The 25,552-nt window shown below is 54.4% G+C and carries 20 protein-coding genes; 10 read left to right on the top strand and 10 right to left on the bottom strand.

Annotated elements, in window-relative coordinates:
- Positions 1-76 precede the first annotated feature (76 nt).
- Positions 77-1,819, bottom strand: coding sequence for a phenylalanine--tRNA ligase subunit beta (pheT, locus tag AArcSt2_RS04210; RefSeq protein ID WP_250583102.1), 1,743 nt, complete (start codon positions 1,817-1,819; stop codon positions 77-79).
- Positions 1,819-3,324, bottom strand: coding sequence for a phenylalanine--tRNA ligase subunit alpha (gene pheS, locus AArcSt2_RS04205; protein WP_250583100.1), 1,506 nt, complete (start codon positions 3,322-3,324; stop codon positions 1,819-1,821). Before pheS ends, pheT begins: the two co-directional genes overlap by 1 nt.
- 89 nt (positions 3,325-3,413) lie before the next feature.
- Here pheS and AArcSt2_RS16680 point away from each other — a divergent pair, with 89 nt between their 5' ends.
- The gene (locus AArcSt2_RS16680; RefSeq protein WP_302928238.1) at positions 3,414-3,536 is read left to right on the top strand and encodes a hypothetical protein; all 123 of its coding nucleotides are present in this window, start codon (positions 3,414-3,416) and stop codon (positions 3,534-3,536) included.
- 108 nt (positions 3,537-3,644) lie between these two features.
- Here the strand turns inward: AArcSt2_RS16680 and AArcSt2_RS04200 are convergent, their stop codons facing one another.
- Genes AArcSt2_RS04200 through AArcSt2_RS04185 form a run of 4 tightly spaced genes read right to left on the bottom strand, consistent with a single transcriptional unit; the run spans position 3,645 to position 9,558 of the window.
- A complete protein-coding gene (locus AArcSt2_RS04200; RefSeq protein ID WP_250583098.1) occupies positions 3,645-5,228 on the bottom strand; it encodes a tryptophan--tRNA ligase in 1,584 nt (527 codons plus the stop codon).
- Positions 5,225-6,301: a tRNA-intron lyase gene (endA, locus tag AArcSt2_RS04195; RefSeq protein WP_250583096.1), complete on the bottom strand. Its 1,077-nt coding sequence runs from the start codon at positions 6,299-6,301 to the stop codon at positions 5,225-5,227. Before endA ends, AArcSt2_RS04200 begins: the two co-directional genes overlap by 4 nt.
- A 38-nt stretch (positions 6,302-6,339) precedes the next feature.
- Complete coding sequence (locus tag AArcSt2_RS04190; protein WP_250583094.1) at positions 6,340-7,161, bottom strand: topoisomerase DNA-binding C4 zinc finger domain-containing protein; 822 nt, start codon at positions 7,159-7,161, stop codon at positions 6,340-6,342.
- Positions 7,162-7,215: 54 nt separating this feature from the next.
- Positions 7,216-9,558 (bottom strand): DEAD/DEAH box helicase, encoded by a 2,343-nt coding sequence (locus AArcSt2_RS04185; protein WP_250583092.1) that lies wholly within the window; start codon positions 9,556-9,558, stop codon positions 7,216-7,218.
- A gap of 219 nt (positions 9,559-9,777) precedes the next feature.
- On the opposite strand from AArcSt2_RS04185, the gene AArcSt2_RS04180 reads away from it, so the two are divergent.
- The 3 genes from AArcSt2_RS04180 to AArcSt2_RS04170 are packed head-to-tail and all read left to right on the top strand — an operon-like array spanning position 9,778 to position 14,995.
- Positions 9,778-13,725, top strand: a complete 3,948-nt coding sequence (locus AArcSt2_RS04180; protein WP_250583090.1) for a glucodextranase DOMON-like domain-containing protein — start codon at positions 9,778-9,780, stop codon at positions 13,723-13,725.
- 41 nt (positions 13,726-13,766) lie between these two features.
- On the top strand, positions 13,767-14,699 hold the full coding sequence (lipA, locus tag AArcSt2_RS04175; protein WP_250583088.1) for a lipoyl synthase: 933 nt from the start codon (positions 13,767-13,769) through the stop codon (positions 14,697-14,699).
- A 53-nt stretch (positions 14,700-14,752) separates the two neighbouring features.
- Positions 14,753-14,995 (top strand): hypothetical protein, encoded by a 243-nt coding sequence (locus AArcSt2_RS04170; protein ID WP_250583086.1) that lies wholly within the window; start codon positions 14,753-14,755, stop codon positions 14,993-14,995.
- 54 nt (positions 14,996-15,049) lie between these two features.
- On the opposite strand, the gene AArcSt2_RS04165 is transcribed toward AArcSt2_RS04170, so the two are convergent.
- The gene (locus AArcSt2_RS04165) at positions 15,050-15,244 is read right to left on the bottom strand and encodes a hypothetical protein (protein ID WP_174652360.1); all 195 of its coding nucleotides are present in this window, start codon (positions 15,242-15,244) and stop codon (positions 15,050-15,052) included.
- Between the two features lie 326 nt (positions 15,245-15,570).
- Between AArcSt2_RS04165 and pdhA the strand changes: the two genes are divergently transcribed.
- From pdhA to glmM, 6 genes are all read left to right on the top strand, one after another.
- Positions 15,571-16,683 (top strand): pyruvate dehydrogenase (acetyl-transferring) E1 component subunit alpha, encoded by a 1,113-nt coding sequence (pdhA, locus tag AArcSt2_RS04160; protein ID WP_174652361.1) that lies wholly within the window; start codon positions 15,571-15,573, stop codon positions 16,681-16,683.
- A 1-nt stretch (position 16,684) separates the two neighbouring features.
- The gene (locus tag AArcSt2_RS04155) at positions 16,685-17,680 is read left to right on the top strand and encodes an alpha-ketoacid dehydrogenase subunit beta (RefSeq protein ID WP_174652362.1); all 996 of its coding nucleotides are present in this window, start codon (positions 16,685-16,687) and stop codon (positions 17,678-17,680) included.
- Positions 17,681-17,683: 3 nt separating this feature from the next.
- On the top strand, positions 17,684-19,195 hold the full coding sequence (locus AArcSt2_RS04150; protein WP_250583084.1) for a dihydrolipoamide acetyltransferase family protein: 1,512 nt from the start codon (positions 17,684-17,686) through the stop codon (positions 19,193-19,195).
- Positions 19,196-20,620, top strand: a complete 1,425-nt coding sequence (gene lpdA / locus AArcSt2_RS04145) for a dihydrolipoyl dehydrogenase (RefSeq protein WP_250583082.1) — start codon at positions 19,196-19,198, stop codon at positions 20,618-20,620.
- Between the two features lie 93 nt (positions 20,621-20,713).
- Positions 20,714-21,388, top strand: a complete 675-nt coding sequence (locus AArcSt2_RS04140; protein ID WP_250583080.1) for a hypothetical protein — start codon at positions 20,714-20,716, stop codon at positions 21,386-21,388.
- A 77-nt stretch (positions 21,389-21,465) separates the two neighbouring features.
- Positions 21,466-22,824: a phosphoglucosamine mutase gene (glmM, locus tag AArcSt2_RS04135; protein WP_174652366.1), complete on the top strand. Its 1,359-nt coding sequence runs from the start codon at positions 21,466-21,468 to the stop codon at positions 22,822-22,824.
- Positions 22,825-22,829: 5 nt separating this feature from the next.
- Here glmM and AArcSt2_RS04130 read toward each other — a convergent pair whose 3' ends face one another.
- The 3 genes from AArcSt2_RS04130 to AArcSt2_RS04120 all read right to left on the bottom strand — a co-directional run bounded on the left by AArcSt2_RS04130 (position 22,830) and on the right by AArcSt2_RS04120 (position 25,450).
- A complete protein-coding gene (locus AArcSt2_RS04130; RefSeq protein ID WP_250583078.1) occupies positions 22,830-23,981 on the bottom strand; it encodes a DUF7118 family protein in 1,152 nt (383 codons plus the stop codon).
- Positions 23,982-23,983: 2 nt separating this feature from the next.
- Positions 23,984-24,358: a phosphoribosyl-AMP cyclohydrolase gene (gene hisI / locus AArcSt2_RS04125; RefSeq protein ID WP_174652368.1), complete on the bottom strand. Its 375-nt coding sequence runs from the start codon at positions 24,356-24,358 to the stop codon at positions 23,984-23,986.
- Positions 24,359-24,421: 63 nt separating this feature from the next.
- Positions 24,422-25,450, bottom strand: a complete 1,029-nt coding sequence (locus tag AArcSt2_RS04120; RefSeq protein WP_250583076.1) for an A24 family peptidase — start codon at positions 25,448-25,450, stop codon at positions 24,422-24,424.
- Between the last annotated feature and the right edge of the window lie 102 nt (positions 25,451-25,552).

Raw genomic sequence — 25,552 nt, 5'->3', positions numbered from 1 at the left:
ATTGTCACCTAAAGGTTTCGTTCAGGCAAAAATAAATGCAAGAAAGGAATATCCGAGGTAGAGAGATAACTGCTAGTTATTTATTGAGCGCAGCAAGATCGAGTTCAAACGCGGACACAGGCAGTTCGAGGTCGTGTTCGACGAGCACTGCCGGATGGATTTCACCAACGACGCCCACCTGCGCTCCATCGACAACGATCGAAGCAACGCGTCCGGGAATGAATGACGGGTGCTCGATCGCCGGCGTTTCAATTGCAACACCGAAGTCATCACAGAGCGCTTGTAGCCGCGCTTTTGCGTCCTCGTAGGTTGCGTCGTGTCGGGCAAGCACTGCACCGATCGATCGGTGTTCGCTCACGTTTGTGTTCTCGTCGGTATCTACTTTCGCCGCGAGGCCGATCTCTGTGAGATCCTGCGGATAGCTACGGTGTGTGTTGTTTTCCAACACCATCATCAGCGATGGCAGCACCCACGATCGAAGTTGGGTGTAATCCTCGCTATATGGGCCGGTGATAACGACTGGCTCGCCGGCCCCGAGGCTGTCCGTGCCCGGTTCGATACGCATGCGATCGTAGTTCTCTTCCGCAGAGATCATATGGAAGTTGAGCAGGTCCTCAAAGCCAAGCCCGACAAGACTAGCTCGTGCGGCATCCTCAATCCGGGTCCGTTCGTGTCGGCCACCAACGGTTCCAACATCGGGGTATGTTGGTTCGAGTTCGTTGAAACCATACGCACGGCCAACATCATCGATCAGATCGTACGCATGAAGCACATCAACGCGATATGGCGGTACCGAAACAGTGTATGTGACATCCTTGCCAAGCGTGTACGTCGCATCAAGCCCCGATCGCTCAAAGAGATCTACAACATCGTCTGAACTCAGTTCGATGCCGAGCATCCCTTCGATCGCATCGTGTGTGACCGACTTTTCGTTCAGTTCAAAATCCGGCCGGAGCAGCTCTGCACCGCTCTCGGAGTACGGTCCATCCGCATGTGGGTAGTGAACCTCGACGTCTTCGATTGTCCCGCCACGTGCATCGAGCGCATAGCAGATGATATTGCACATGTGGTCGATCGTCCACTGGTCGGTTCCGGTAAGCTCAATAAGGAGGTCACGTGAGTCAGTGGTGACCTCCGTTCGGCGGCCGTTAATTACAGGTGGGAACGAAAAGAGTCCGATCTCGTCATAGATCGCCGGATAGCGCTCATACTCGCTCACAAGATCGGCGTATTTTTTCCCGGTGTCGTGCTGTGCAAGAACGTCGGCAGGCGTGAGTTCTGCATCCGAATCAAGCGCGACGAACCGATCGCCATCGGGTTCGATGCCTTTGTACGTGATCGAGTTTGCAGTGGAACTCTCTGAGAGTACCTCACCTTTCAGCATGGTGAGATCGTGAATCCCGATCGCCCCTTTTGCGCGTTTCCGCCCCATCGTTGCATGGAGTTTTTCTTGCAGTTGGATGATTGAATCCAGCGCATCGTCTGTAAGATTCACGCCGCGAACGATCGCACCGGTTACATACGGCCGTTCGTCCGGAACGCTCTCATCAACCTCGAACACCCAGTCAGCGTCGTTCGTGTTCGGAACGTAGACGCCGCGATCGTCACCATACTGGTAGCGAAGCGATCGTGCAACGCCTTCAACGGAGAGTCGATCGAGCCGATCGGGTGCAAACTCAAGCTGCATCTCTCCATCTTCGGTCTCACCCTCATATTCAAGACCAAGGTTGAACAGGTCGTTTTTCAGTTCTGCATCTGATTTGTCTTCTTTGCCGGTGAGCCGGCGCAGTTCGTCAGGGTTGACATCAACAACAGGCATTAGTAGAGCACCTCCGTTTCCCGCAGCAGTTCAAGATCACACAGCGTCCCGTGGACATCACGGATATCTTCAAAGCCGTACATTAACATGAGCAGTCGCTCAAGCGCAAGCCCCCATGCCATCACATCGCACTCAATGCCAAGCGGCTCAAGCACTTCTGCACGGAACATCCCCGAATTCCCGATTTCAACAAGCTCACCGGTTGTGGGGTGTGTCCCAAACAGTTCGAACGATGGCTCTGTGTACGGGTTGTAGTGCGGCTTAAACTGGATGTCAGTAATACCGAACTGTGCGTAGAACTCCTCGAACGTCCCCATGAGATCACGGACTGAGAGATCCTCAGCCATGACCCATCCTTCGATCTGGAAGAACTCAAGCAGGTGTGTTGGATCAAGCGTATCGTTTCGGTACACCTTCTCGACGGAAAAATATCGTTTCGGTGGCTCAATATCCGCCCCAGCGTAGCCGGAGAGATACCGCATCGAAAGCGAGGTTGTGTGCCCGCGCAGTGCGATCGCTTCCGCAAAGCCTCGGCTCCATGGAGAGTGGTAGCCGTCACCATCTTCGCCAACTCCGTTTCGGTGTGCATCCTCAACACGTTCGACGAGATCCTCGGGGACGGATTGGATCGGTGGCACATCGAGTGCAAATCGATCCCAGTGTGTTCGTGCGGGGTGGTCCTGCGGCATGAACAGACAGTCGTTGATCCAAAAGTCCGCGTCCGCGTGTGGACCCTCCATCTCTTTGAATCCCATGCCAACGAGGACGTCTTTCACCCGATCGGCAGTCTGTCGAAGGATATGTTTACGCCCGCCTTCGATCGACGGTGCATCCGCCGCAACATTGTATTCAGTAAACTCAACATCGTCCCACTCACCGGAGGTAAGCATCTCGGGCGTGAGCCGATCGACTGTCTCTGCAACCTCGATTCCCTCCATCAACGCCGTGACTGCGTCGTCGGTAAGCGTCACTGAGCGAACAGTCTGTTCCGATCGAACGATGAGGTCGCGCCGTTCAAGCTGTGCAAGGATATCCTCGTCGGCAACAGTCTCACCGTCTGCAAGGCCAGCAAGGGCATTGTGTTCCGGGTCAGTATCCGGGTCAGCATCCGGATCCGCTGACACTGCGCCGGAGTCGATCGACCCGTAGCCTTTGCGTGCAAAGTTCGAGAGCGCGATATTGACCTGCGGTCCGGCAAGTCCTGAGGCGCCGATGAGCTGGCCCATCTGGACCGGTTCAGTATCCGCGCCAGCGTCGATCGCGGCACGATACAGCCGGACTTCGGGGAGCCCGTCCTCAAGATACTCAGTGGCTTCAGCTGTAATCTCAGCGCTTGTCTGTACTGTTTCGTCGATCGAGACCAGTCCGTCGTCGCGCAGGTCAAACGCTGCTCGCGTGACGGTTTCTGGTTTAAGACCGGTGTTGTCGGCCAGTCGATCGACGGAAATCGATTCCGTCGCGCTTGCGGCTTCAAGCACCGCAAGCTGTGATTCTGGGAGTCGCATATCTTCTGTTGTTGTGTGCTACTGTGTGGTCGTCAGTTATCGCTTCCGGACTGTCGCTCGCAGCTACGTGACAGACGGAGTCGTTGGCTGTGTCAGTTCGATTCAATCTCGATCTCGATCTCAATCAGTTTCGAGCAGCACGATACGAACACGTATCAGCTGCGGTTCACCGATCGCTCACAGCAGTGAAAAGGGAAATCCGAACCGAGTAGGAGTCGACTCACGAGCGATCGGACGGCAGTCTGGTTCGGATACCATACTGTGATGCTGTGTGGGTATTTTCAAAAAGATTGCGTTGCAGTCAGTTTCGGTCCGCGTCGTCAGTGTGCGCCACCTGGACCACGGCGATCGAGGTCCAGATCAATATCAAGCTCGGAAAGCAGCTCACGTGCCTCTTCGCGCTTCTCTTGGTGGTCTTCGAGGAATGACTGCATCAGCTGTGCAGCCTGTTCCTTGCAGTCGCCACAGAGCCGTTCACCGTTGACACATTCATCGTAGACGTGTTTTGCGAACTCGTCATCGTCGCTCGCAAGAAGATAGGCATAGAGCTCATACACTGGACATTTATCAGCCTCACCACCCCGTTCACGCTGCTCGGCGGCTGTTGCGCGACCGCCGGTCGATGCAGACTTGACTTTATTGTATCCCTCTTCAGGGTCGTCAAGGAGCGAAATATGGCTTGCAGGAATTGAAGACGACATCTTGCCGCCAGTGAGGCCGGACATGAACCGATGATAGATCGATGATGGCTGCATGAATCCAAAGCCACCGTTTTCAACTTCAACCGCTCGTGCAAGCTCTTCGGCGTCCGCGACCGTAAGCTCGAACGCATCAATATGGCCATCGTAGACACGTTTTTCACCCTCGATCGCGCCGATCATCGCCTCAAATGCGTCTTCAGGGCCGTGTCGGTGGAAGAATCGAACCCGTGGACGAAGTGGCTCTTTGCCTGCAGCCTCGAGTTTGCTCACAGCAGATGATTGTGCCGCAGCAAACGCAGGGGCGGCATCGGTGTCTGCGAGCCATGTCGCAGCGTCTTCGCACCGTACTGGCTCGTCGCCACCGTCGGTGAGCGCTTCGTAGGCGTCTGCAAGCAGTGGTCGCTCGGCATCGCTTGCCTCAAAGCTTGCGAATGCCTTGCTTACTTTGAAATAGCGCATTTTCACCGCCAAATCTCGAGCAAACCGAACGTGTGGGTCTTGATCGGGACCAACCGGAATCACGGTTGGCTTTGGCTCATCCGCGAGCTGTGGATACAGAATATCAGCCATCTGGGTGACAACACTCTGCATGTGTGATATGCTTGTCTCCCCATCGAAGCCGTAGATTGCCTCAAATTCCGAAAATTTCGCACGCGAGCCAAGCTCAAATGCAAGATCTTGGACTTCGCGGTTTGTGGACTGCCGATAGAGCGTTCCGTCTTCGGCATCAAAGCCAAGGGCAATGAGGCTGAGCAGGTAGTTCGTTGCATGTTCGTCGATCTCATCCCAGCTAATACCACGTGCAGAGTGTGCTTCGAGATCCGCAATGAGACCGTATGCATCTCCACCCTGTTGTTGATGCCAGATGAGTTCATCAAAGACGAGTTTGTGCCCAATATGCGGATCGCCAGTCGGCATAAATCCGGAGAGTGCAGCGAACGGCTCATCGTTCTGCATCGCCTCCGCGACGCGATCGTACTCGCGGTGCCCGAAAATAACCCCGCGACGCATCAGATAGTGTGGGTGCGGCACGTCAGGGAGGAGCTCATCGAACGATTCGATTCCGAACTCATCGAAGAGCTTTCGGTAGTCGTCGATCGTAGACGATCCCCACGGATCGATGGCGACCGTGTCTGCTCCGCTTGCTGTGCCACCATCGGTCCGTGCCTCTGATTGAGTATGAGGCGTCGTCTCTTCAGTCATGGTGTCAGGCGGCTCACCGAGAGCCACGTTATAGTTTCGTTCGCGCCGGTCAACGCAAAAACCATTCGTTTCCGAACCCCACCGGCAAGTCGGACATCCAGTGAGAGCTCTTTTGGATCGAACGCATGTTCCGGTGACACAACACGAATCAGATGTTCGGAGTGGGGGAGATTCGAGACCGACTCAACGTTGTTGTACGTTCGGAAGTCAGCGCCGAATTTGAAGCCGGTTTTTGGCACAACACCGTTCGATCGTAACGTCTGGTAAACTGTTAGTCGCCGATCAAATCGATCGCCTTCCACCTCGCGGCCACGAGCAACGATTGCGTCATAACTGTCATCGGAATCGGTAATATCGGTAAGTGTGAGCCGATCGATCGAGGCGAGCCCGGCTGCCTCAACGAGCGAGAGCTGAATGGCACCATCAATGATCGCCGCACGACCCGACAGTGGCTGTCCATAAAATCCGGTTTCATACACGTGCTCGGGTGCGTCCCAACAGATGACTCGATCGCCAATCAGTGCGCCCTCGATCGTTGTCTCAGGATCATACAATGATGAGCCATCGAATGATGGCTCGGCCGATTCAAGATATGTGAGTTCGCTCTCCTCGTCAACGACAGCAAGCACTAACCCAGCAAGTTCCGCTGCAGGGATCGGCTTTCGCTCACCAACGACGGTAATCCGATATTTAACAGCAGTGTCTGTTGGGCCCTTCCCTCGTGGGTACACCGTGAAATCGACCGCCTCGTTGGTATCTTCGCCCGGCCAGCCGTCGAGAGCGGGCGATAGATAGAAGCCGCGATCGCGTAGATCAGCGTAGACAAGAAATCGCTGTGCGAAGCCGCTGTCGGTTCGTGCTGACTGCGTAAAGAATGATTTGAACGAGAGCGTTGCTCCGGTATCGGTTACAACAGCCTCTAGATCACCCCGAAACAGCAGATGTGCCGCTTCAACCCGTGAGAGTTCGATCTCGTTACCGCCGATAGGGCGGCCATATCCACGGCCGTCGTAGTACCGTTGTTTTGCGTCGCCGCCAACGGCTATCCGATCGTCGTGAAGCGTTCCGTTCATATCTGTGTGGGCGGCCTCGCGCGACAAAGACACACCGATCACTGTTCGATCGGAGAGAACGCGTCAAGCGGGCGTCCACCATCTGCGTTTTGTGTGTGTCGATCGCAGGTCCCATCCAAACAGCGATCGCCACCAGTGGTGGTGAATACCGGAAGCCCACAGGCACACGTATCAGTCACACGGCCGGCTGGAATCGAGAATGTGGTTTCACACTCGGGATAGCCATCACAGCCGAGGAAGATCCGCCCATCCGGGCTTTTAACACGCAGTGTCTCCCCACAGTCGGGGCAACCCCATTCACCATCGAATCGATTGCGAACGGCGTCTGCAAGCCCTTCGCACCGATAATCAATGCAGAGTTCAAATCGATCGCCGCGTTCGACAGCCATCTGTGGGAGCCTACAATCGTCACAGGTAGTATTCAGAACTGAGGCACCGGCTGGAAGGCCGTATCGATCTCCACACGCCAAGCACTGCACATCACCTCGGATGCGAACAAATGGACCTTCACAGTCGGGGCATGTGCCAACCGGCGTCCCTGCTCCACCGATCGGCACCTCCCACTGCATTGGGTTGGCGTTCGAGACAACCCGGAGCGTTTGTTCGGCTGCGGTTGCGACGATCGAAAATCCACGGTCGTCGCTTTCGATCGTGATCTCATCCGGGCGGGTGAGCCATGCAACCGGCTGATACCCATCCGCATCGTGAACAAGGACGGTCCGATCGGGTTTAACAACGATCAGAACCGTCCCCCGCTGTGTTTGCTTGCGTGTGCCAACGAATTCGGTCGTGCAGTCACCGGCAAACAGTCGGATCGTGTCAGTCGGTGCGCTATCCTCGGTGCTGTGCTCGGCTGCCATGAAGGGGCTGGTGCGCAATCGTATCTAAAAGAGCGGACGGACCAAACTGTGAAACTACTCGATCGTAACGGTCCGCGTTGCCTGAACCGGAAGCAACGGCAGTTCAGGGAATGTGACCTCAAGTACGTACTCCAGCTCGGAGGCGGTAGGCGAGCCAAACACGGCGATCGGTGTGGTCGTCCGATCGGAGAGATATGTGGTCTTTTCGTTCATTTCGACGCCGTTCACGGTGACACGAACGCCGACCCGTGCGCCACCACCATCGTTGCTAACCGTTGCAGTGACCAGTTCATTTTCGCCCGGTGCGATCGAGTCAGGAAGCGATCCCCAATCAACGTCAATCTGTGGGAGTTCTTCGGCCGCACCAATAACGCGGTCGGCAACACCAGCGGTGAGCCCAGCGCGAGTGAGTTCGGTTGCGCCAGCAGCCGTGACTTCCTCCGGGGTCCGGATCCCTGCACCTGCAAGCGTCTCTGCGCGTCGTGAGGCAATCCCGTCGATCGCGGTCAACGAGACCGCATTCTTACTGACACCGTGTTCAACCCGCGCCTCAACCCGACACGCAAGGTTCGCTGCGCGTGGCCCTGCAAACTGATCGAGAAACTCACACAGTGCAGCCAACAGTCTGAGCGCATTCTGTTTGATAATCCACGCGTCGCTGCGAAGGTCGCTTGGCGTTCGGCCAGCCATTGCGGCCTCCAAAATTGCGCGAACCTTCCGGTTGCCATCCTCAAGGGTGGTATCGACATCACGAAGGATATTGTCGATCGCATCCGTCTCAGCCTGTCTCGCGGAAACGCTATCGAACTCCGTTGCGCCGGCGATCGTTTCAAGAATCGAATCAACAGTGAGCCGATCGTGCGTTGTCAGTTGATGGAACTGATGAGCAGTATCGAGATCGAGGTAGTATTTCGAGGTAAGTCGGCCCAATGCCGTCGCGCCAACACCCAGATCATCGTCCGTCGTGACGAACTCCCGATCGACGAGCCGTTCCAGTGAGGATCGAACACGATCGCGAAGCCCGTTGAAATCGTAATCGTCCGGTTTCGACTGTGCGCGTTGGTAGTAGAATGTGGTCTTCAACCACGACATCACATCATCGAGGTCTTGAATCGTGCCCATGGCGATCTCGGCATTGAGATGCCCATCAATATCGCCAGCAAGCCGTGATTCGATCTCTTTGCCCTCCCGAAGCAGTGTTCGGTATTTGTCAGCATCTGCGCGATCGCAGACAACCCAGCCATAGCCGACATCATCATAACCTGGCCGTCCAGCCCGCCCGAGCATCTGCAGGATATCCAGCGGGCTAATATCCACTTCCCCTTCAAGCGGATCATGATATTTTGTATCCCGAATCACAACACAGCGAGCAGGAAGGTTGACGCCCCATGCGAGCGTTGAGGTTGAAAACAGCAATTGGACCGTTCCATCTTTAAACCACGACTCAACGCGATCGCGATCGGCTTTTGAGATTCCCGCGTGATGGAATGCCACCCCGTCAGGAATCGACTTTCGGAGCGTTTCATTATCGAGTTCCTTCGCATCGGTGTGGAGATCATAGTCTCCACGCGCACCCATTGGGATATCTTGCTCTGCGATCACATCACGTGACTTTGTCGCGGCGCGAACGGCGTCCTGTCTGGAAGAGACGAACACAAGCGCCTGTCCACCATCGTTGATATGTGGTTTGGCAAGATCGATCGCTTTGAACAGTCGTCGATACTTATCAGCAAACGCGTTATCACCGTGGTTGTACGTCTTCACTTTTGCATGGAGATCAACCGGTCGATAGCCATCATCGAAGACAAACGTTGACGCAGGTGGTGCATCCAGCCAGGCAGCGACATCCTCGATGTTTGGCATCGTAGCAGAGAGTGCCACCACTCGTGGGTCACAGATGCGTCGAAGCCGAGAGATCGTTACCTCCAGAACGGCACCACGACCATCCGAATCAAGCAGGTGAACCTCATCAATCACACAGCAATCAATATCTCTAATAAATGAATAGCGTGCAGACGTATGCTTCCGGGTCGCAGAGTCCGTTTTTTCTGGTGTCATGACCAGAATATCTGCGCGTGCTGCCCGCCGTGGATTTAGATCGCGCTCCCCAGTAACAACATACACTGAATAGCCGAGCGCTTCAAATCGCTCCCAATCTGACTCTTTTTCGTTTGTCAACGCACGGAGTGGGGCAATGAAGAGCGCGGTTCCACCGTCGCGAAGCGTTTTACAAATCGCAAGCTCAGCAAGGGCAGTCTTTCCCGAGGCTGTGGGTGCACTCGCAACGACGTTTTCGTCGCCGTCAATGAGTGCGGGCAGCGCCTCCCGCTGCATCTGATTGAACTCGGAAAACCCGAAGGCGTCGGCGAATTCGGGGACCGCTTCGGCGACCTTCACAATCGCTCACCGCCGGCGTGACTCATCATATGACGGGGAGAACTACGGAGTCAAAGGCGTTTCCTTCGCGGCTCTTCGAGACAATAGATATGTGTGAAGTAGTATTTCATAAAGATTTAACAGTGAGTACTGGTAGCATATAGATGACATAGACAATCATGCAAGACTGACAGACAGAGTCAGTGAGATGTTGTCATATAGTTGGACCCCTATCGTATCATGAGTACACCACCACGATCGCAGATGACACGACGAAACGTTCTTGGAAGTATGGCCGGGCTTGGGCTGTTTTCGCTTGCCCCAAGCGGTGCTGCTGCCGATCGAATTGCAGACCGAGTCGAATCGGGAAATATTGGTGCCGATTCGTATCATCCTGGACACCCGCGGGTTGTCCACGTTGGTGAGAAACTGTGGAATCCGGTGTGGGTTTCGCCGGAGTTTATCAACGATCGGGATAACCTCGCACCGCGAGTGCCGAATCCGAGCGCTGAGCCAGAAAACTACGATCCTGATGATTTCAACTGGCGTGTCAAGGATCGACCCGAGGGCAGTAGCGCGGAGATCACATATCAAAGTTCGCTTCTCGATGAGCAGCCACGATGGGACGCCGAAAAAGACAACGTTGGAGAGTTTGAAGCTGATGTGGCGGGCAACTACACGATCGAACTGGAGGCACCGGATGGAACGCACGAGTGGACACTCTATGCATTCCCTGAAGCAAGCGGGGCGACTGGTGGCCCGCCTCGACTCGAATTAGATGCCACAGTTGATGATTCGTCGTTCACGATCGAGACAAACGGGGCGCTCGCACCGAACAGTCGCCAATCGTCACAGGATCTCGAAGCACACTTTTTTGCCGACGATCGGGACGCACTCGAGACGGCGGATATTGATGTAAATGGACTCAGTGCAGTTGTTGAGACCGCTGCGCTTTCCGATGAATCCGCTCGCGTACACGCGGTCGTCTACGATGGTGATCAGGCAAGCGTTATTGATACGATCGAACTCCATCCGGACGGCACGTTTGCGCTTCCAAACCGAGCGCCCGAGTGGATGGAAAATGGCGTCATGTATCAGATCTTTACGCGATCGTGGGCAGGGCGTCGCGGGGAGACAACGTTTGAGACACTCATGAACGGTGATGAGATCGCCCGTGGTGTCTCATATCTCGATGAGTTAGGTGTCGATGTGGTCTGGCTAACGCCGATTCATCCCGCAGTCAGCCCCGAGCGAGAGCTGGCCGGCGGTGGGCCACACGGCTACGACATTACGGACTATTTCGATATCGCACCGGATCTTGTCCCCGATGAAATGGACAGCCTCGAAGCATATGAGCAGTTCATCGAGGTCTGTCACGAACACGGTATCAAGGTCTGTTTAGATGTCGTTGTCAACCACTGTGGACGGTGGATGGATGAGTTCCAAGCGACGATCGAACGCCAGACGTCAGCGCCGGAGTTTTGGCCGATCGTCGAAGAATGGGATACCGAGTCAACATACTTTGACTGGTTCGATCGACTCGATGCACCGTTTGAGCACGATGGGGAACCGCTCGAAGTCGCGCCACGAGTGACCGGCTTTTGGGACCTGCAGCTGCATCCAAACTTTAATTTCGAAAACGTGGCCGTTCGTGAGTACATGCTCGCATTTGCGGACTTTTGGTCCGGCGAAATCGGCGTTGACGGCTTCCGCTGTGATATTGCATGGGGCGTCCCACACAGTTTCTGGAAGGAGATGCGTGAGGTTGTGCGGGCAAACAACAGCGAATTCCTGTTGTTAGATGAGGCAATCCCGAACGATCGTGCGTTCTCGGAGAACGAGTTTGATATGCATTTTGATACGGAGGGGTTCACCGTCCCGTGTCACGCAATTGCGCGTGGAGAAGCTGATATTGTCGAGCTATTTGATGCGGTTCGCGATCGGCAGAATCAGGGCTTTCCTGACTACTCGCTATTTTTGAACGCGATCGAAAATCACGATGAACACCGAACGCTTAATGAGGCGTTGGATGGAACGCGTGACGACCCGAAAAAAGCCCAGCGTGCAGTGTGGGCGGCAGGTGTTGCGCTGCCGGGCGTTCCATTCGTTTACTACGGGCAGGAACGGGCGATCTCCGTCTATGGAGACGGTCGCCATATGGGAGACGATGATCCTCGTGACGAAGGGGATGTCAACCCTGGTGGGAAACAGCGCGCGTTCATGAATTGGGAGGAGTACGACGAGGAGCAGGTAGCCTTCTATAAGTCAGTTATTTCGGCATATCATGAGCTGGATGTGTTGAAACCAACCGCCAAACTCTCCGGTGCATGGCACAACAGCTTCGGAGACGTGCTTGTCTTTGGCCGGGATGCGAGCGGACTGGATGACGTGAGTGGGCCAGAGCGCGTTGTCGTGCTTGTCAATCCGGACCCCGGAGCGGCACAGGTGTTCCTTCGACCAGGCGTCGAGGGAACAGACCTCATTACTGGCGAAGACATCAGCCAAGATACACCGTCAAATGCAACCGAGGTTGCAGTAGACACGATCGCAGTGCTTGAGACACCGGATCTGCTTGAGATCGGTGCTGACGTCTCAGTATTCGATGTTGAGACAGGGACCGATTACGGTCCGGGGTCATACGTCTATCCGGAAAACGAAGCCTACACTGCCGGCGCATTGGACATTGAGGAGTTTACGATTCACGAAACGCCACAGGAGTACCAGTTCCGGCTCTTGATCGAGGGTGATGTTGAGAACCCATGGGAGCTACCGGAAGGCTTCTCGGTGCAACATCTGCAGGTGTATCTGCACGATCCTGCGGAGGATTCGGGAACGACCACCCTACGCGATGGCGTCAATGCAACGGGAGAGGCGCCGCATCAGTACCGAGTGGTTGTCGATGGAGCGCATGGATCGCGGTTGGAAGATTACAACGGGAACGAACTGACAGCAGGGACGGTTCGCGTGAATGAGGTGACCGGCGGAATCATCGCCGCACTCCCAAAGGCAAGCCTCGATCGGCCAATCGAATCATACAGCATGGCACCGATCCTGCTTGGATACGATCCAGACGAGACAGGCAATGTTGCTCGCGTGACTGCTGAACCGAGCGACACAACATTCGGTGGCGGTGTCGATGATGACACGAATCCAAACATTATCGATATCGTGACGGATGCGACGGAGGAGCGATCGGATGCACTCAGCTATGAGTCCGAAACACAGGCGGAGATCAGCTATATCCCGCTTGAGACGCCGTTTGAACACGTCGAAACGATCGACGTTGAAACGGGCAAGCCGTACGGGCCGGGAACGTATGCAGTACCAACTGGCAGCGATTACTATGACGGCGCATGGGACATCTCGGAGTTAACAATCAACGAATCGCGTGATGATGTGCAGTTCGAGTTCACGTTTGCGGAGCCGATTCAGAACCCATGGAACTTTGATCCCGGGTTCAGTCATCCATTCTTCCAACTCTATATCCACAACCCGGATACCGATGATGAGGGAACGACCAGTGGGCGATCGGGGACACACATCGAGACTGAAGTCCCATATCACACGCGTGTTGTGGTTCATGGAGAGGGAACGATGGGTGTTGAAGCAGCCGACGGGAGTGGAGTCACCCGTGATGTCTACGCAGAGACAGATGATGAGACAGTAACGATTACCGTTCCACGACGTGCGATCGGCTGGGATCTCGACGAAAGTGGTATTGCAGTTGCGGCAACCGTGATGCCATATGATGGCTTCGGTGAGGGTGGGATCCGTCCGATCGGGGCGGATGCAGACGAACACACGATCGGTGGCGGCCAAAGCGACCTCCGCGATCCAGCCGTAATGGATATGGTAACGCCGGAGGGCGTCGATCGAACAGCCGTCCTCTCGGATTACGACTCTGACACGCGGCCGGCAATCCCGTTCGTCACGTTCGGTGAGCTACAGCGCGAAGATATTGTCGAACACGATACAGAATCAGCGGATGACGGCGACAGCCAAGATGATGAAGACGAACAGCGCGATACGAGCGACGCCGACGAGGCGGATGAAACGACACAAACCGATGATGGAATTCCTGGCTTCGGGATTGGGACCGGCGCAGCAGTGATCGGTGGGGGCGCATTGGCCGCGAAACGACTCGCCGATCGAAACGCAGGGTCGGACGAGCTATCAAAAAACGAATAGCTAAACCTCATGTTTTTGCCTCCCCGGACGAAGGGGTAGGTATGGCAAGCAGGCGACGGAAACCCGACTGGCTGAAGATGCGGCCCCCAGCAGGTCAGCGGTTCACCGACATCAAAGAAACCCTGCGCGATCGAAACCTCCACACCGTCTGTGAGGAGGCAAACTGTCCAAATCTTGGTGAGTGTTGGAGCGGCCGCGACGGACCGGGGACGGCGACATTCATGTTGATGGGCGATCGCTGCTCACGCGGCTGTAACTTCTGTGACGTCCAAACAGGCGGCATGGATGCGCTCGATCCGGATGAGCCGGAAAACGTAGCTGATGCGGTTGCGGAGATTGGGCTGGACTATGTTGTGCTCACGTCCGTCGATCGAGATGACCTCAAAGATGGCGGCTCCGCACACTTCGCACAGACGATTCGAGAGATCAAAGATCGCGACCCTTCAATTTTGGTCGAAGTACTGATTCCTGATTTTCAGGGAAACCGCAGGCAAGTACAACGGATTATTGATGCGCAGCCGGATGTGATCGCACACAACGTCGAAACAGTCGAACGGCTCCAGTGGCCGGTGCGCGATCGACGCGCAAACTACGAGCAGTCGTTTTCGGTTCTCAAACAAGTGAAACAGGAATCGGACATCTACACAAAAACAAGTTTGATGTTGGGACTTGGCGAGTACGATCACGAGATCTATCAAACGCTGTCCGACCTCCGGCAGATCAACGTTGACATCATCACCCTCGGACAGTATCTCCAACCATCGTTGTCGCACTTGGATGTGTTCGAGTACGTTCATCCGGATTCGTTCAATACATGGGAACGGGTAGCTGAAGAGGAGCTTGGGTTCCTCTACTGTGCCTCGGGACCGATGGTTCGATCGTCATACAAAGCCGGTGAACTGTTTATTGATGCACTGTTGCGAGAAGGGAAAACCGTTGCAGAGGCCAAAGCGACTGCAGCGGCCGCAGAGTAACATAGCCGACACGTTGCATAACGTCTATTGTCTTGTCGCCCGAATATGGGGGCATGGTTGAAGCAAAGACCCTCCTGAAATGGGCCGCGATCGGTCTGGCAGTGCTAGTACTGTTCCGGATTGCGCTGTGGGTACTCGGTGTGGTCGTCAGTGCGGTGTTTTGGGCGATTCAGATAGCATTCCTGTTGTTGATGCTTGGAGCCGTTGGATTTGGAGCATACTGGCTCTACAAAACGTTCGTTGCCGACAGTAGCTCAAGTACGAGTAGAAGCCGCGAAAAGATCTACGAACGGTAGAATGCGCCCTGATTGAGACGCTCGTCTCACACCACCACAGAATAGCCGCTGTTTTTACCAGAATCCGAACTCGCCAGTGAGCAGATACTGCACACCGGGCGAGGTGTATGCAGGCTCAGTGTCAGCATCGGAGGACGCACGTGATCGTGCTGTTTCCGATTCGCTGAGCAGTGGGTCTGCGTCAATCGGTCTGGACGATTCCGATCGGCCGTCGGTGTCTGGGTCGAACGGATGTCTCGTCACGCTCATATGAGAGAGAATGTCACACTACCTATTTGAGCGTTTCGGGCAACATTCGCAGGTAGTTTCGGTTCGAAGGCATATTAGCCAGGAATCTACACTCAACAATCGGCCGAATATTTCGCCTATTCATCCATTATTATTCAGGTAAATCCATGACAGACCGAATGCTTTCCGGATATTCGATATATAATTTAACAAATTGTTATTTCCTCTGCTTTGGAATGGACATGTATAGCATGATTTGGCAGATATTCACCGTATAGTAAACCTTTTACGAAAACCCTATAACTTGGGCGCGAAACAGTTACTACCATGTACAGGTGGATTCGATCGTGAGTGTCCTGGAACGCGACCCAGGCGATCTCGTACAAGTTCTCGATGAGGACGGTACCGTTGTTGGTGACGAACCGGATCTCGACGACGCAACAATCCTCGACATCTACCGTGATATGGTGTTGGCTCGGCACTTCGATCAACGTGCAGTGAGCCTCCAGCGACAAGGTCGGATGGGTACATATCCACCGCTGTCCGGACAGGAGGGTGCCCAAATTGCGAGTGCACACGCACTTGACGAACAGGATTGGATGTTCCCAAGCTATCGTGAACACGGTGCTGCAGTCGTTCGCGGACTCCCACTCAAACAGACACTGTTGTACTGGATGGGTCATGAGGAAGGCAATGCCGTTGCAGAGGATGCGAACATCTTCCCTGTTGCGGTGCCGATCGCAACGCAGCTGCTTCACGCAACCGGTGCTGCATGGGGTGCCTCGATCAAAGGCGATACCGACAAAGCCTTCATGTGTTATTTCGGGGATGGTGCAACCAGTGAGGGTGATTTCCACGAAGCACTGAACTTTGCAGGAGTCTTCGATACACCGAACGTCTTCTTCTGTAACAACAACCAGTGGGCAATTTCGGTCCCACGAGAACGGCAAACTGCATCGCGAACGCTCGCGCAAAAAGCTGAGGCATACGGGTTCGAGGGTGTCCAAGTTGATGGAATGGACCCGCTTGCGGTGTATGCCGTCACACGTAAAGCTATTGAGAAGGCAAAATCCGAGGAGCCACCAGCGGCTGGCCGGCGGCCAACACTGATTGAAGCGGTGCAGTACCGATTTGGTGCACACACAACTGCTGATGATCCGACTGTCTACCGTGACGATGAAGAGGTACAACGCTGGAAGGCAAAGGATCCAATCCCACGGTTGGAAAACTACTGCAGAAATCACGGATTGCTTGACGATGAATCAGTTGCTGCAGTCCGATCGGAGGTAGAAACTCGCGTGGCTGATGCGATCGACGCTGCAGAGTCAGAGCCGCGACCACTACCGGGAGAGATGTTCGAATCGGTCTACAACGAGCTTCCGGAGCATCTCGCAGCACAGGCCGCAGAGATTGAATCGCTCCGCGAAATATACGGCGACGAAGTTTTCTTTGAGCACTAATATGAGTACGACGAGTCAAACACAGAATCTAACGTTGGTACAGGCGGTTCGCGATGGTCTCTACACGGAGATGTCTGCGGACGAAGATGTCATTGTCATGGGCGAAGATGTCGGAAAAAATGGCGGTGTCTTCCGCGCAACAGAGGGACTCTGGGAAGAGTTCGGCGACGATCGCGTTATTGACACTCCGCTTGCAGAGTCCGGCATTGTTGGCACGGCCGTCGGAATGGCTGCATACGGGCTCAAACCGGTTCCAGAGATGCAGTTCTCCGGCTTCATGTATCCCGCATTCGATCAGATTGTGAGTCACGTTGCTCGCCTTCGAAACCGGAGCCGTGGGCGATTTACCTGCCCGATGGTGATTCGCGCACCATACGGTGGTGGAATCCGCGCGCCAGAACATCACTCCGAATCAAAAGAAGCGTTCTACGCACACGAGGCAGGACTCAAAGTTGTCATCCCGTCAACGCCACATGATACGAAGGGTCTGCTTATTTCTGCGATCCGTGATCCGGATCCAGTTATCTTCCTCGAACCAAAGCTCATCTATCGTGCATTCCGTGGTGACGTCCCTGAAGCGGAGTACACCGTACCGATCGGCGAAGCAGTCACTCGACGAGAGGGATCGGACGTCTCTGTGTTCACCTACGGCGCAATGAGCCGCCCAACGATGGAGGCAGCAGAGGAACTTGCTGAGGAGGGTGTTGATTGTGAGGTGATTGACCTTCGAACGATCTCGCCGCTCGATCGGGATGCAATTATCTCTTCATTTAAAAAGACAGGCCGCGCGGTGGTTGTAAACGAAGCGCCAAAAACTGGCAGTATCGCTGCAGAGATTACAGCGATCGTTCAAGAGGAGGCGCTCTTGTATCAGGAAGCGCCAGTCAAGCGCGTAAGCGGCTTTGATGTACCATATCCGCTGTATGCGCTCGAAGACTACTACCTGCCAAATGCAGCGCGAATCAAAGAAGGCATTATGGAGACGGTGGAGTTCTAACTGATGGCGACGAAAGAGTTCAAACTCCCTGACGTTGGTGAGGGAGTCGCAGAAGGAGAGTTGGTCAGTTGGCTCGTGTCCGCGGGCGAGACAGTCAGCGAAGACCAGCCTGTAGCAGAGGTTGAGACGGACAAAGCACTTGTTGAAGTGCCATCGCCGTACAATGGCACCGTGAAAGAGCTCCTTGCAGAGGAAGGAGAGATCGTCCCAGTCGGCAATGTGATCATCACGTTCACTGTTGACGGTGAGGACGACGACAGCGCATCGGAAGCAGAATCTGAAGGTGAAACAGCGGCAACCGACGATACGCCTGAGACACCAGGTGGACGTGTGTTCGCACCACCAGCTGTTCGCCGACTTGCCCGTGAGTTGGGTGTTGATATTGAGTCAGTGTCCGGCTCCGGTCCAAGCGGCCGGATTACGGAGGGCGATATCCGATCGAAAGCGGACGGAGCAAGTGCTGATGACGATGCGAAGCCGGCTCCAAAATCGTTTGAGCCAAGCGGCAAGGCTGCAGTCTCAAAAGACGGGCAGTCCGTCTCCGGTGGTGGGTTGAAGTCGGGACCCAAAACGACAGCAGAATCGACGGCAAGCGTTGAAAAGGCAGGCCGTGAGCGGACGCTTGCAGCACCAGCAACCAGAAAGCTTGCAGACGAAGCCGGTGTCGAATTACACGATGTTCCAACCGATGAAACACAAGACGGTGAGGCATTCGTCACGCCGGAGGCGGTCCAAGCGTATGCAGATGCAGTGAATGAGGCACAGGCCGCTGACGCAGCTGCTGCCACTGCAGCAACAGTTGGTGCAGATGGAGTGCGTGAACGGATTCCGTATCGTGGTGTTCGCCGAACGATCGGCAAGCAGATGGAGAAGTCCAAATACACTGCCCCACACGTCACCCATCACGACACGGTAACGGTAGACAATCTTGTTGAGACACGAAGCGAACTCAAGGAGATGGCCGCAGAGCGCGACGTTCGCCTGACATACATGCCGTTTGTGATGAAGGCGATTGTCCGTGCGATGAAAGCGTACCCAATCCTCAACTCGACGCTCGATGAAGAGGCAGAAGAGATCATCGTCAAAGGTGAGTACAACATCGGAATTGCGGTCGCAACGGATGCTGGCTTGATGGTTCCAGTTGTCAAAAACGTCGGGGAGAAATCGTTGCTCGAAGTTGCAGATGACGTGTATGATCTTGCCACCCGCGCCCGCGAACGGAAAATCAGTGTCGAAGAGATGCAGGGCGGAACGTTCACGATTACGAACTTCGGGGCGATCGGTGGCGAGTACGCAACGCCAATTATCAACTATCCTGAGACGGCTATATTAGGCTTGGGTGCGATCGAAAAACGCCCTGTGGTGCAGGATGATGCAGTTGTCCCAGCATACACACTGCCGCTGTCACTGACGATCGATCATCGTGTGATTGATGGTGCAGAGGCAGGGGCGTTCACGAATGAGGTTATGAAATACCTGAACAATCCAAAACTGCTGCTACTGGAGTCACAATAGATGGTCGTTGGAGATATCGCAACTGGAACGGACGTATTGATTATCGGCGCAGGTCCTGGCGGCTACGTGGCCGCAATCCGCGCTGCACAAAAAGGCCTTGACACAACGCTTGTCGAACGAGACAGCTACGGAGGAACCTGTTTGAACGTCGGCTGTATCCCATCAAAGGCGTTCATTACTGCGGCAGACCTCGCAGACGAAGTGAGCAACGCTGAACACATGGGGATCAGCGCTGACCCTGCTGTTGAGATGGCGACAATGACTGAGTGGAAAGATGGCGTTGTTGACCAGCTTACAAGCGGTGTCGAAAAGCTCTGTAAAGCAAATCAGGTGAACCTCCTCAAAGGGACTGCAACGTTTGCAGATGAGAACAAAGTTCGTGTCGCCCATGGGGGGGAGGGGCAGGGCAGCGAGTCGATCGAGTTCAAACACGCAATTATCGCGACTGGCTCACGGCCGATTCAAATTCCAAACTTTGCGTATGCCGACGAGCCAGTTTGGAGTTCGACCGATGCGCTTGCAGCGACCGAGGTGCCGGACAAACTGGTCGTCGTTGGCGCAGGCTACATTGGGATGGAGCTATCAACGACGTTCGCAAAGCTTGGCAGCGATGTGACCGTTATCGAGATGCTGGATGACGTGTTGCCAGGCTATGAAGATGATGTCTCCCGAATTGTGCGGAAACGTGCAGAATCGCTCGGCATCGAGTTCAACTTCGGCGAAGGTGCAAGCGGCTGGGAAGAGACCGACGACGGCATTGTCGTTACGAGCGAAACCGAAGACGGCGAGGAGTCGAGCTACGAGGCGGACAAGGTGCTTGTCGCAGTCGGCCGATCGCCAGTCTCTGACACGCTTGAGCTCGAGAATGCTGGCGTTGAGACGGACGATCGCGGCTTCATCACGACAGACGATCGAACCCGGACAAACGTGGACCATATCCACGCAGTGGGTGACGTCGCTGGTGAGCCGATGTTGGCACATGCAGCCTCAAAAGAAGGAATCGTTGCCGCGGAGGTGATTGCCGGAGAGCCGGCCGCAATGGATGTACAAGCAATTCCCGCAGCCGTCTTTACCGATCCGGAGATCGGAACGGTTGGGCTTACTGAAGCCGAAGCAGCCGACAACGGATTTGAGCCGGTTGTTGGTGAGATGCCGTTCCGTGCATCCGGTCGCGCACTCACAACAGGGCATACGGACGGATTTGTCCGGATCGTTGCTGATGAGCCAACCGGATTTGTACTTGGTGCACAGATCGTCGGACCGGAAGCCTCTGAGCTGATTGCAGAGGTGACGCTTGCGATTGAGTTGGGTGCGACGATCGAAGACATTGCATCGACGGTTCATACCCATCCAACGCTTGCAGAAGCCGTGATGGAAGCCGCAGAGAATGCACAAGGTCAAGCGATCCACACGCTGAACAGATAACGGCGATTCAGATACTGAACCCCTCCGTTTCCGATGCAGTTGTGTCAACTGCGACGACTAATTCTTACAATGGTTGCGTACGTGGTGTGTGCTATGGCCCCGCCAACTGATGATAAACCAACAGAATTTGATGAGAATACGGATCATACCAGTTCGCAGTCAGCCGATCACTCCGAAACGGTCAGTGAGCCACCGCCAACACGAAGTGACGTAACTGATCCGAGTGACGCTCACGAAAGCACACGCACAGACACAGATGTAACAGCTCCAGTTGAAACACAGCAGCCCGAAGATGCGATCGAACCACCCTCTGCTCAACGACCCCCAGTTATCGAAGAGGCCGCTGAAACGGAGATGAATAAAACGGGTTTAGCCGTAGACTCAAGTTGGTGGTACTGGGTTGCGGCGGTACCGCTCTACGTAATTGGTGGTATCGTCGGCTCAATTCTCGTTGGTGTCCTGTTCCTGTTCACGATTACGATCGATATCGTTGGAGCTGGCGGGATTGCAACCGGACTATTCACCGTGATTGTTGTGCTTGTCGCAGCAGCGTTTGGACTGTTCGGCATTGCGTTGTTGTTTCTGTTTCCGATCGGGATTTATCTCGATGCAAAAGAAATCACCGACGCAGATGTCGATTGGGATCCCGATGCAGTGTTGTATGGGTTGATGGCTGCTGGTTCTGCATTTTTGACCGCATTCACACTGAGCCTGGTCGTTGCACTATACTACCTTTACCGGCGGCATCAATATCTTGGCGAGCCATAAGAACAGTACATAGCGAACCGTACACACACGAGGTTTGGGTCGGAAACGATTTTACCGCGCCGTGAGTGAGGTTCAGTATGGATATCTTCGGTTCCAGCGGGGTCCGCGGTGTAGCGGGCAAGGGCCTCTCGCCGGAATTCGTCTTACGCATTGCACGGGCAGCAGCGACTGTGTGGGATGTTGATCGAGTTGCAGTTGCACGTGATACACGAACGACCGGGCAGCTATTTGCAAACATCGCTGCGGGGGGTGCAGCAAGCACTGGGACTGCAGTTGACCGTCTTGGGATTGCACCAACACCGGCAGTCACACGCTACTGTGAGGTCGAATCACTCCCTGGCATTCTTATTACAGCGTCACACAACCCACCGCAGTACAACGGTGTCAAACTGATCGGGACAGATGGAATTGAACTCCCTGTCCGGACGCTCGAACGGATTGAAGAGCACGTCTTGACTGAGCAGTTCACGATCGGAGAGTGGAATGAGATCGAGGAGACAACCCAAATCGAGACGGTAAATGACGACTATGTCGAAGAGTTGTTAGCATCAGTCGATCGGGAGACGATCGCGGATGCTAATCTGACTGTTGCACTCGATCCGGCACACGGTGCAGGGGCGCTCACCAGCCCTGAGTTCTATCGAGCGCTCGGCTGTTCAGTTATTACGGTGAACGCACAGCCGGACGGCCACTTCCCAGGTCGAATGTCAGAGCCAGTTAAAGAGCATTTAGAAGATCTTTGTACGCTTGTGGAAGCAACTGATGCAGATGTTGGGATCGCACACGATGGCGATGCCGATCGAGCAATCTTCATCGATGAGGACGGTAACTATATCGATGGCGACACATCGCTTGCCGCACTTGCCGCAGAAGCGCTTTCAAAAGGAGACACAACCGTTGCTGCAGTAAACGTCTCACAGCGGCTTGTCGATGTCTGTGACGATGTTGGGGCAACCCTTGAGCTGACGCCGATCGGTGCAACAAACATCATTACGAGAATCAAAGAGCTGTGGGCAGAAGGACAGACAGTTCCAATCTCTGGAGAGGGCAATGGTGGAATATTTTTCCCAAACTATCGGCTCGTTCGTGATGGTGCGTACATTGGGGCAAAGTTCCTTGAGCTACTTGCTGATTCAACCGCAAGCGAGGTTGTCGCACCGTATCAGTCATACCACAATGTCCGATACAATATCGAATACCGCTCGGAGTCGCAGCGATCGAAGATGCTTGCAGCCGCAGAGACATATGTTGAATCACAGGATGCAACACCAAATACGATCGACGGCTACCGGCTTGATTACGGTGACGCATGGGTATTAGTCCGTCCAAGCGGAACGGAGCCGAAGATCAGAATCTACGCAGAGGGACGCGAAGCCGACCGTGCTCAATCGCTTGCAGACGGAATACACGACGCGATCATGAGCGCCCAGCACTGAAATTACTACACGTCCCGCTTTGTTTCTTCGAGTGTCAATTCAAGTGACTCGATTGCAGAGACGATCGCTTCGTAGTCATCGACAATCTCACCGGATACAATTCGGGAAAGCGTCTCGTCATCCAGCTCTTCTTTGGCAGCAGCAGCGTCTCGTAGGGTAGTGAAATCCGGATTGTTTGTTAGCCGCCGGAGCGTCCGTAAATATCCCTCTAACGATTCATCACCAAGTTTTCGCGTCACCGATGAAAGCTCTTTGAGCCGAAATTGGAGTTCGTTTGCTTCCGCCGGTGGCCACTCGATTGTGAGTGGCTCAGCAGTGATCCGATCCAAAAATGTTCGATGCACAGCAACGTTTGTCCGGAGCGCTCCCGGATCTGAGACATAGTGATCAAGCTTTGACGAGGAGTAATCAACCAGATCAAGCAGTTTGGGAAGCGGCTTCTCACCCGCATCTTCTGTCTGTATATATTCGATAAGCTCCGGTGGTGGTTGCTCAAAATTCACAAGCGGGAATGATTTTGTTGCCTGAATGAAATTGAACAGTTTGCGTGCGTTTTCGTTCGTTTTAAACTGGGTAAACGCGTCAGTGACTGCGTTATTGTATGCCTCGATCGGCTCTTTCAGCTCATCAATTGGAACATCCAGATTGTAGTCTGTGAGGTCGGTGAGCCGTGCATACTCTTTTTCAGCCGATCGCAGCTCTTTGAGCCGTGTTTTTGCCCCACTGCGGGCCGTTCGGTATGCATCGATCGCCTCGGAGCGTTGCTCAAGCAGTTCAACAAATGTGCGTGCAGGCGCAACCTCGTCTCGGGCATAGTCAAAATCCTTCTGGCTGAGTCGGCGCTTGTCCATTCGATCGCTGGCGTTCGAAAATCCCTCGTATGCAGGAATCTCTTCGGACAGTTCCGAGACAAAATCAAGAAAGCTACTCTGGAACTGGAGATACGATTTAAAATCGCCAGTCCCGGTTGCGGTCTCTTCATACTGATCCAGCAGCCGAATCGCACGCCGGTAGGCGTCAGCAGTCGCAACAACGCGTTCTTCACCGTGCTCGTCGATCTCGGCTTGGACTGCATCAACAGTAGCGGTCGCTTCTGTAAGTGCGTTTCTTGCTTCAACACCGGTTGGGATCGACCCGTTAGCGTGCTCTGTTGACATAGCTAGTCGTATATTTCATCTGGATCAAAAACGGTTTCAACCGATTCAACAGCCTCACCATCGATCGTCCGGTAGAAACAGCTCTCTTTGCCAGTGTGGCATGCGCCACCAGTTTGTTCGACACGGTACAACAACGTATCTTTGTCACAATCGACTCGGATACTGTCGATTTGTTGGGTATGGCCGCTTGTGCCACCTTTTTTCCACAGCTGTTGGCGGCTGCGAGAGTAGTAGTGTGCATAGCCTGTTTCGACCGTTTTCGAAAGCGCCTCCTCATTCACATACGCGAGCATGAGTACCACTCCGGTTTCAACGTCCTGTGCGATCGCTGGTACCAACCCGTTTTCACCGAAATCAACATCCACGCCGATCGTCATTGTCTCGCTAAATGTGTTCACCCCGAATATGCCTTGTGTGTATGTGCAGTCAGTGGGACATGCTCAAAAAAGCCCAACCCATCCGAGATAGCCGAACAGGAGATCACCATAAGTAAACGAAACAACAAGCCCTAAGAACATCGGAACGATGAACGGGAATCCCGGAGAAACCCAAATTTCGTCCCGATCGATGATTGTTTCAAGTCCCTCTCGAAGCATTGCTGGTGTGGTCCCATATGCTGTGCCATCGATCTCTTCGAGGAACCGTGCTGCCCCCCACGGATCGTCCGCGCTATTGTCGACAGCATCCGATTTGGTTTCGACGACACCACCATCAGTTTGCGGGCCAACAGCAGTCCCGCCATCCGTTGGCTCGAACGTCTCGGTAATCGAGGCAGGATCTCGGTGTTGTGCTGGATCCGATCGAATCTCAGCAAGCGTCATCCCGCGCCATCGAAGATACATTCTGAGCGCATCAAGATCAAGCCCATTCCGAGTGAAACCCGATTGCGTCTCAAACAGTCGTCCATGCCGATCGGGGAGCGACTCAACATCGACTGGGCGTGCAAAAATAGTTTGTGAGGAGAGACGACCCTGTGCTGCGTTATAGAGGAAGATCGATAGCGGAATCACAGCCGCAAGAATCACCGTATTTGTGAGGACGGTGAACGAAAAGACACCTGTTGGAGTGTCAACAAGCGGATATGCAGCGGTCCCAATAAAATACGTTGGGAATGTTGGGAGGATAACAGCGATCGTAATGAGCGCCTTCGCATCAGCCCCACCAAAGCCACCAAGTCGCCAGAACAAATAGCCAAGCGGTGCGACAAAAAAGAGGCTTATGCCGGCCTGAATGAGAAACAGCCGCCCCAAGAAGGTATCAAATGGAGCTAACCGGAGCGCATCAAGACTGAGTGCGATCGCACCGACAATCAACAGTGGAAGCCAGATATTGCTCGGAATGCGACGCGTCTTGATGTCTCGGACCGCAGCCCACGCAAACACCGGAAGCACGAGCAGCCGGAGGAGATCCGAGGTCGTTGCAATCGATGTTGAGATTGACGTTACAAGGGCAAGTATGCTCTCAGTCACTGTCATGTGAGCACGAACTACGGGGAATTAGGTGTTGCCGTTGCGTACTGATAGGCTACGCACTGCTGGTGAAGAAATAAATAAAAAGAACTGAGCGCAAAT

It is taken from the genome of Natronocalculus amylovorans, assembly GCF_023638035.1.
GTDB lineage: Archaea > Halobacteriota > Halobacteria > Halobacteriales > Haloferacaceae > Natronocalculus > Natronocalculus amylovorans.
The sequence above is the reverse complement of the archived record's forward strand: the minus strand, read 5'-3'. Positions and strand labels throughout refer to the sequence as shown.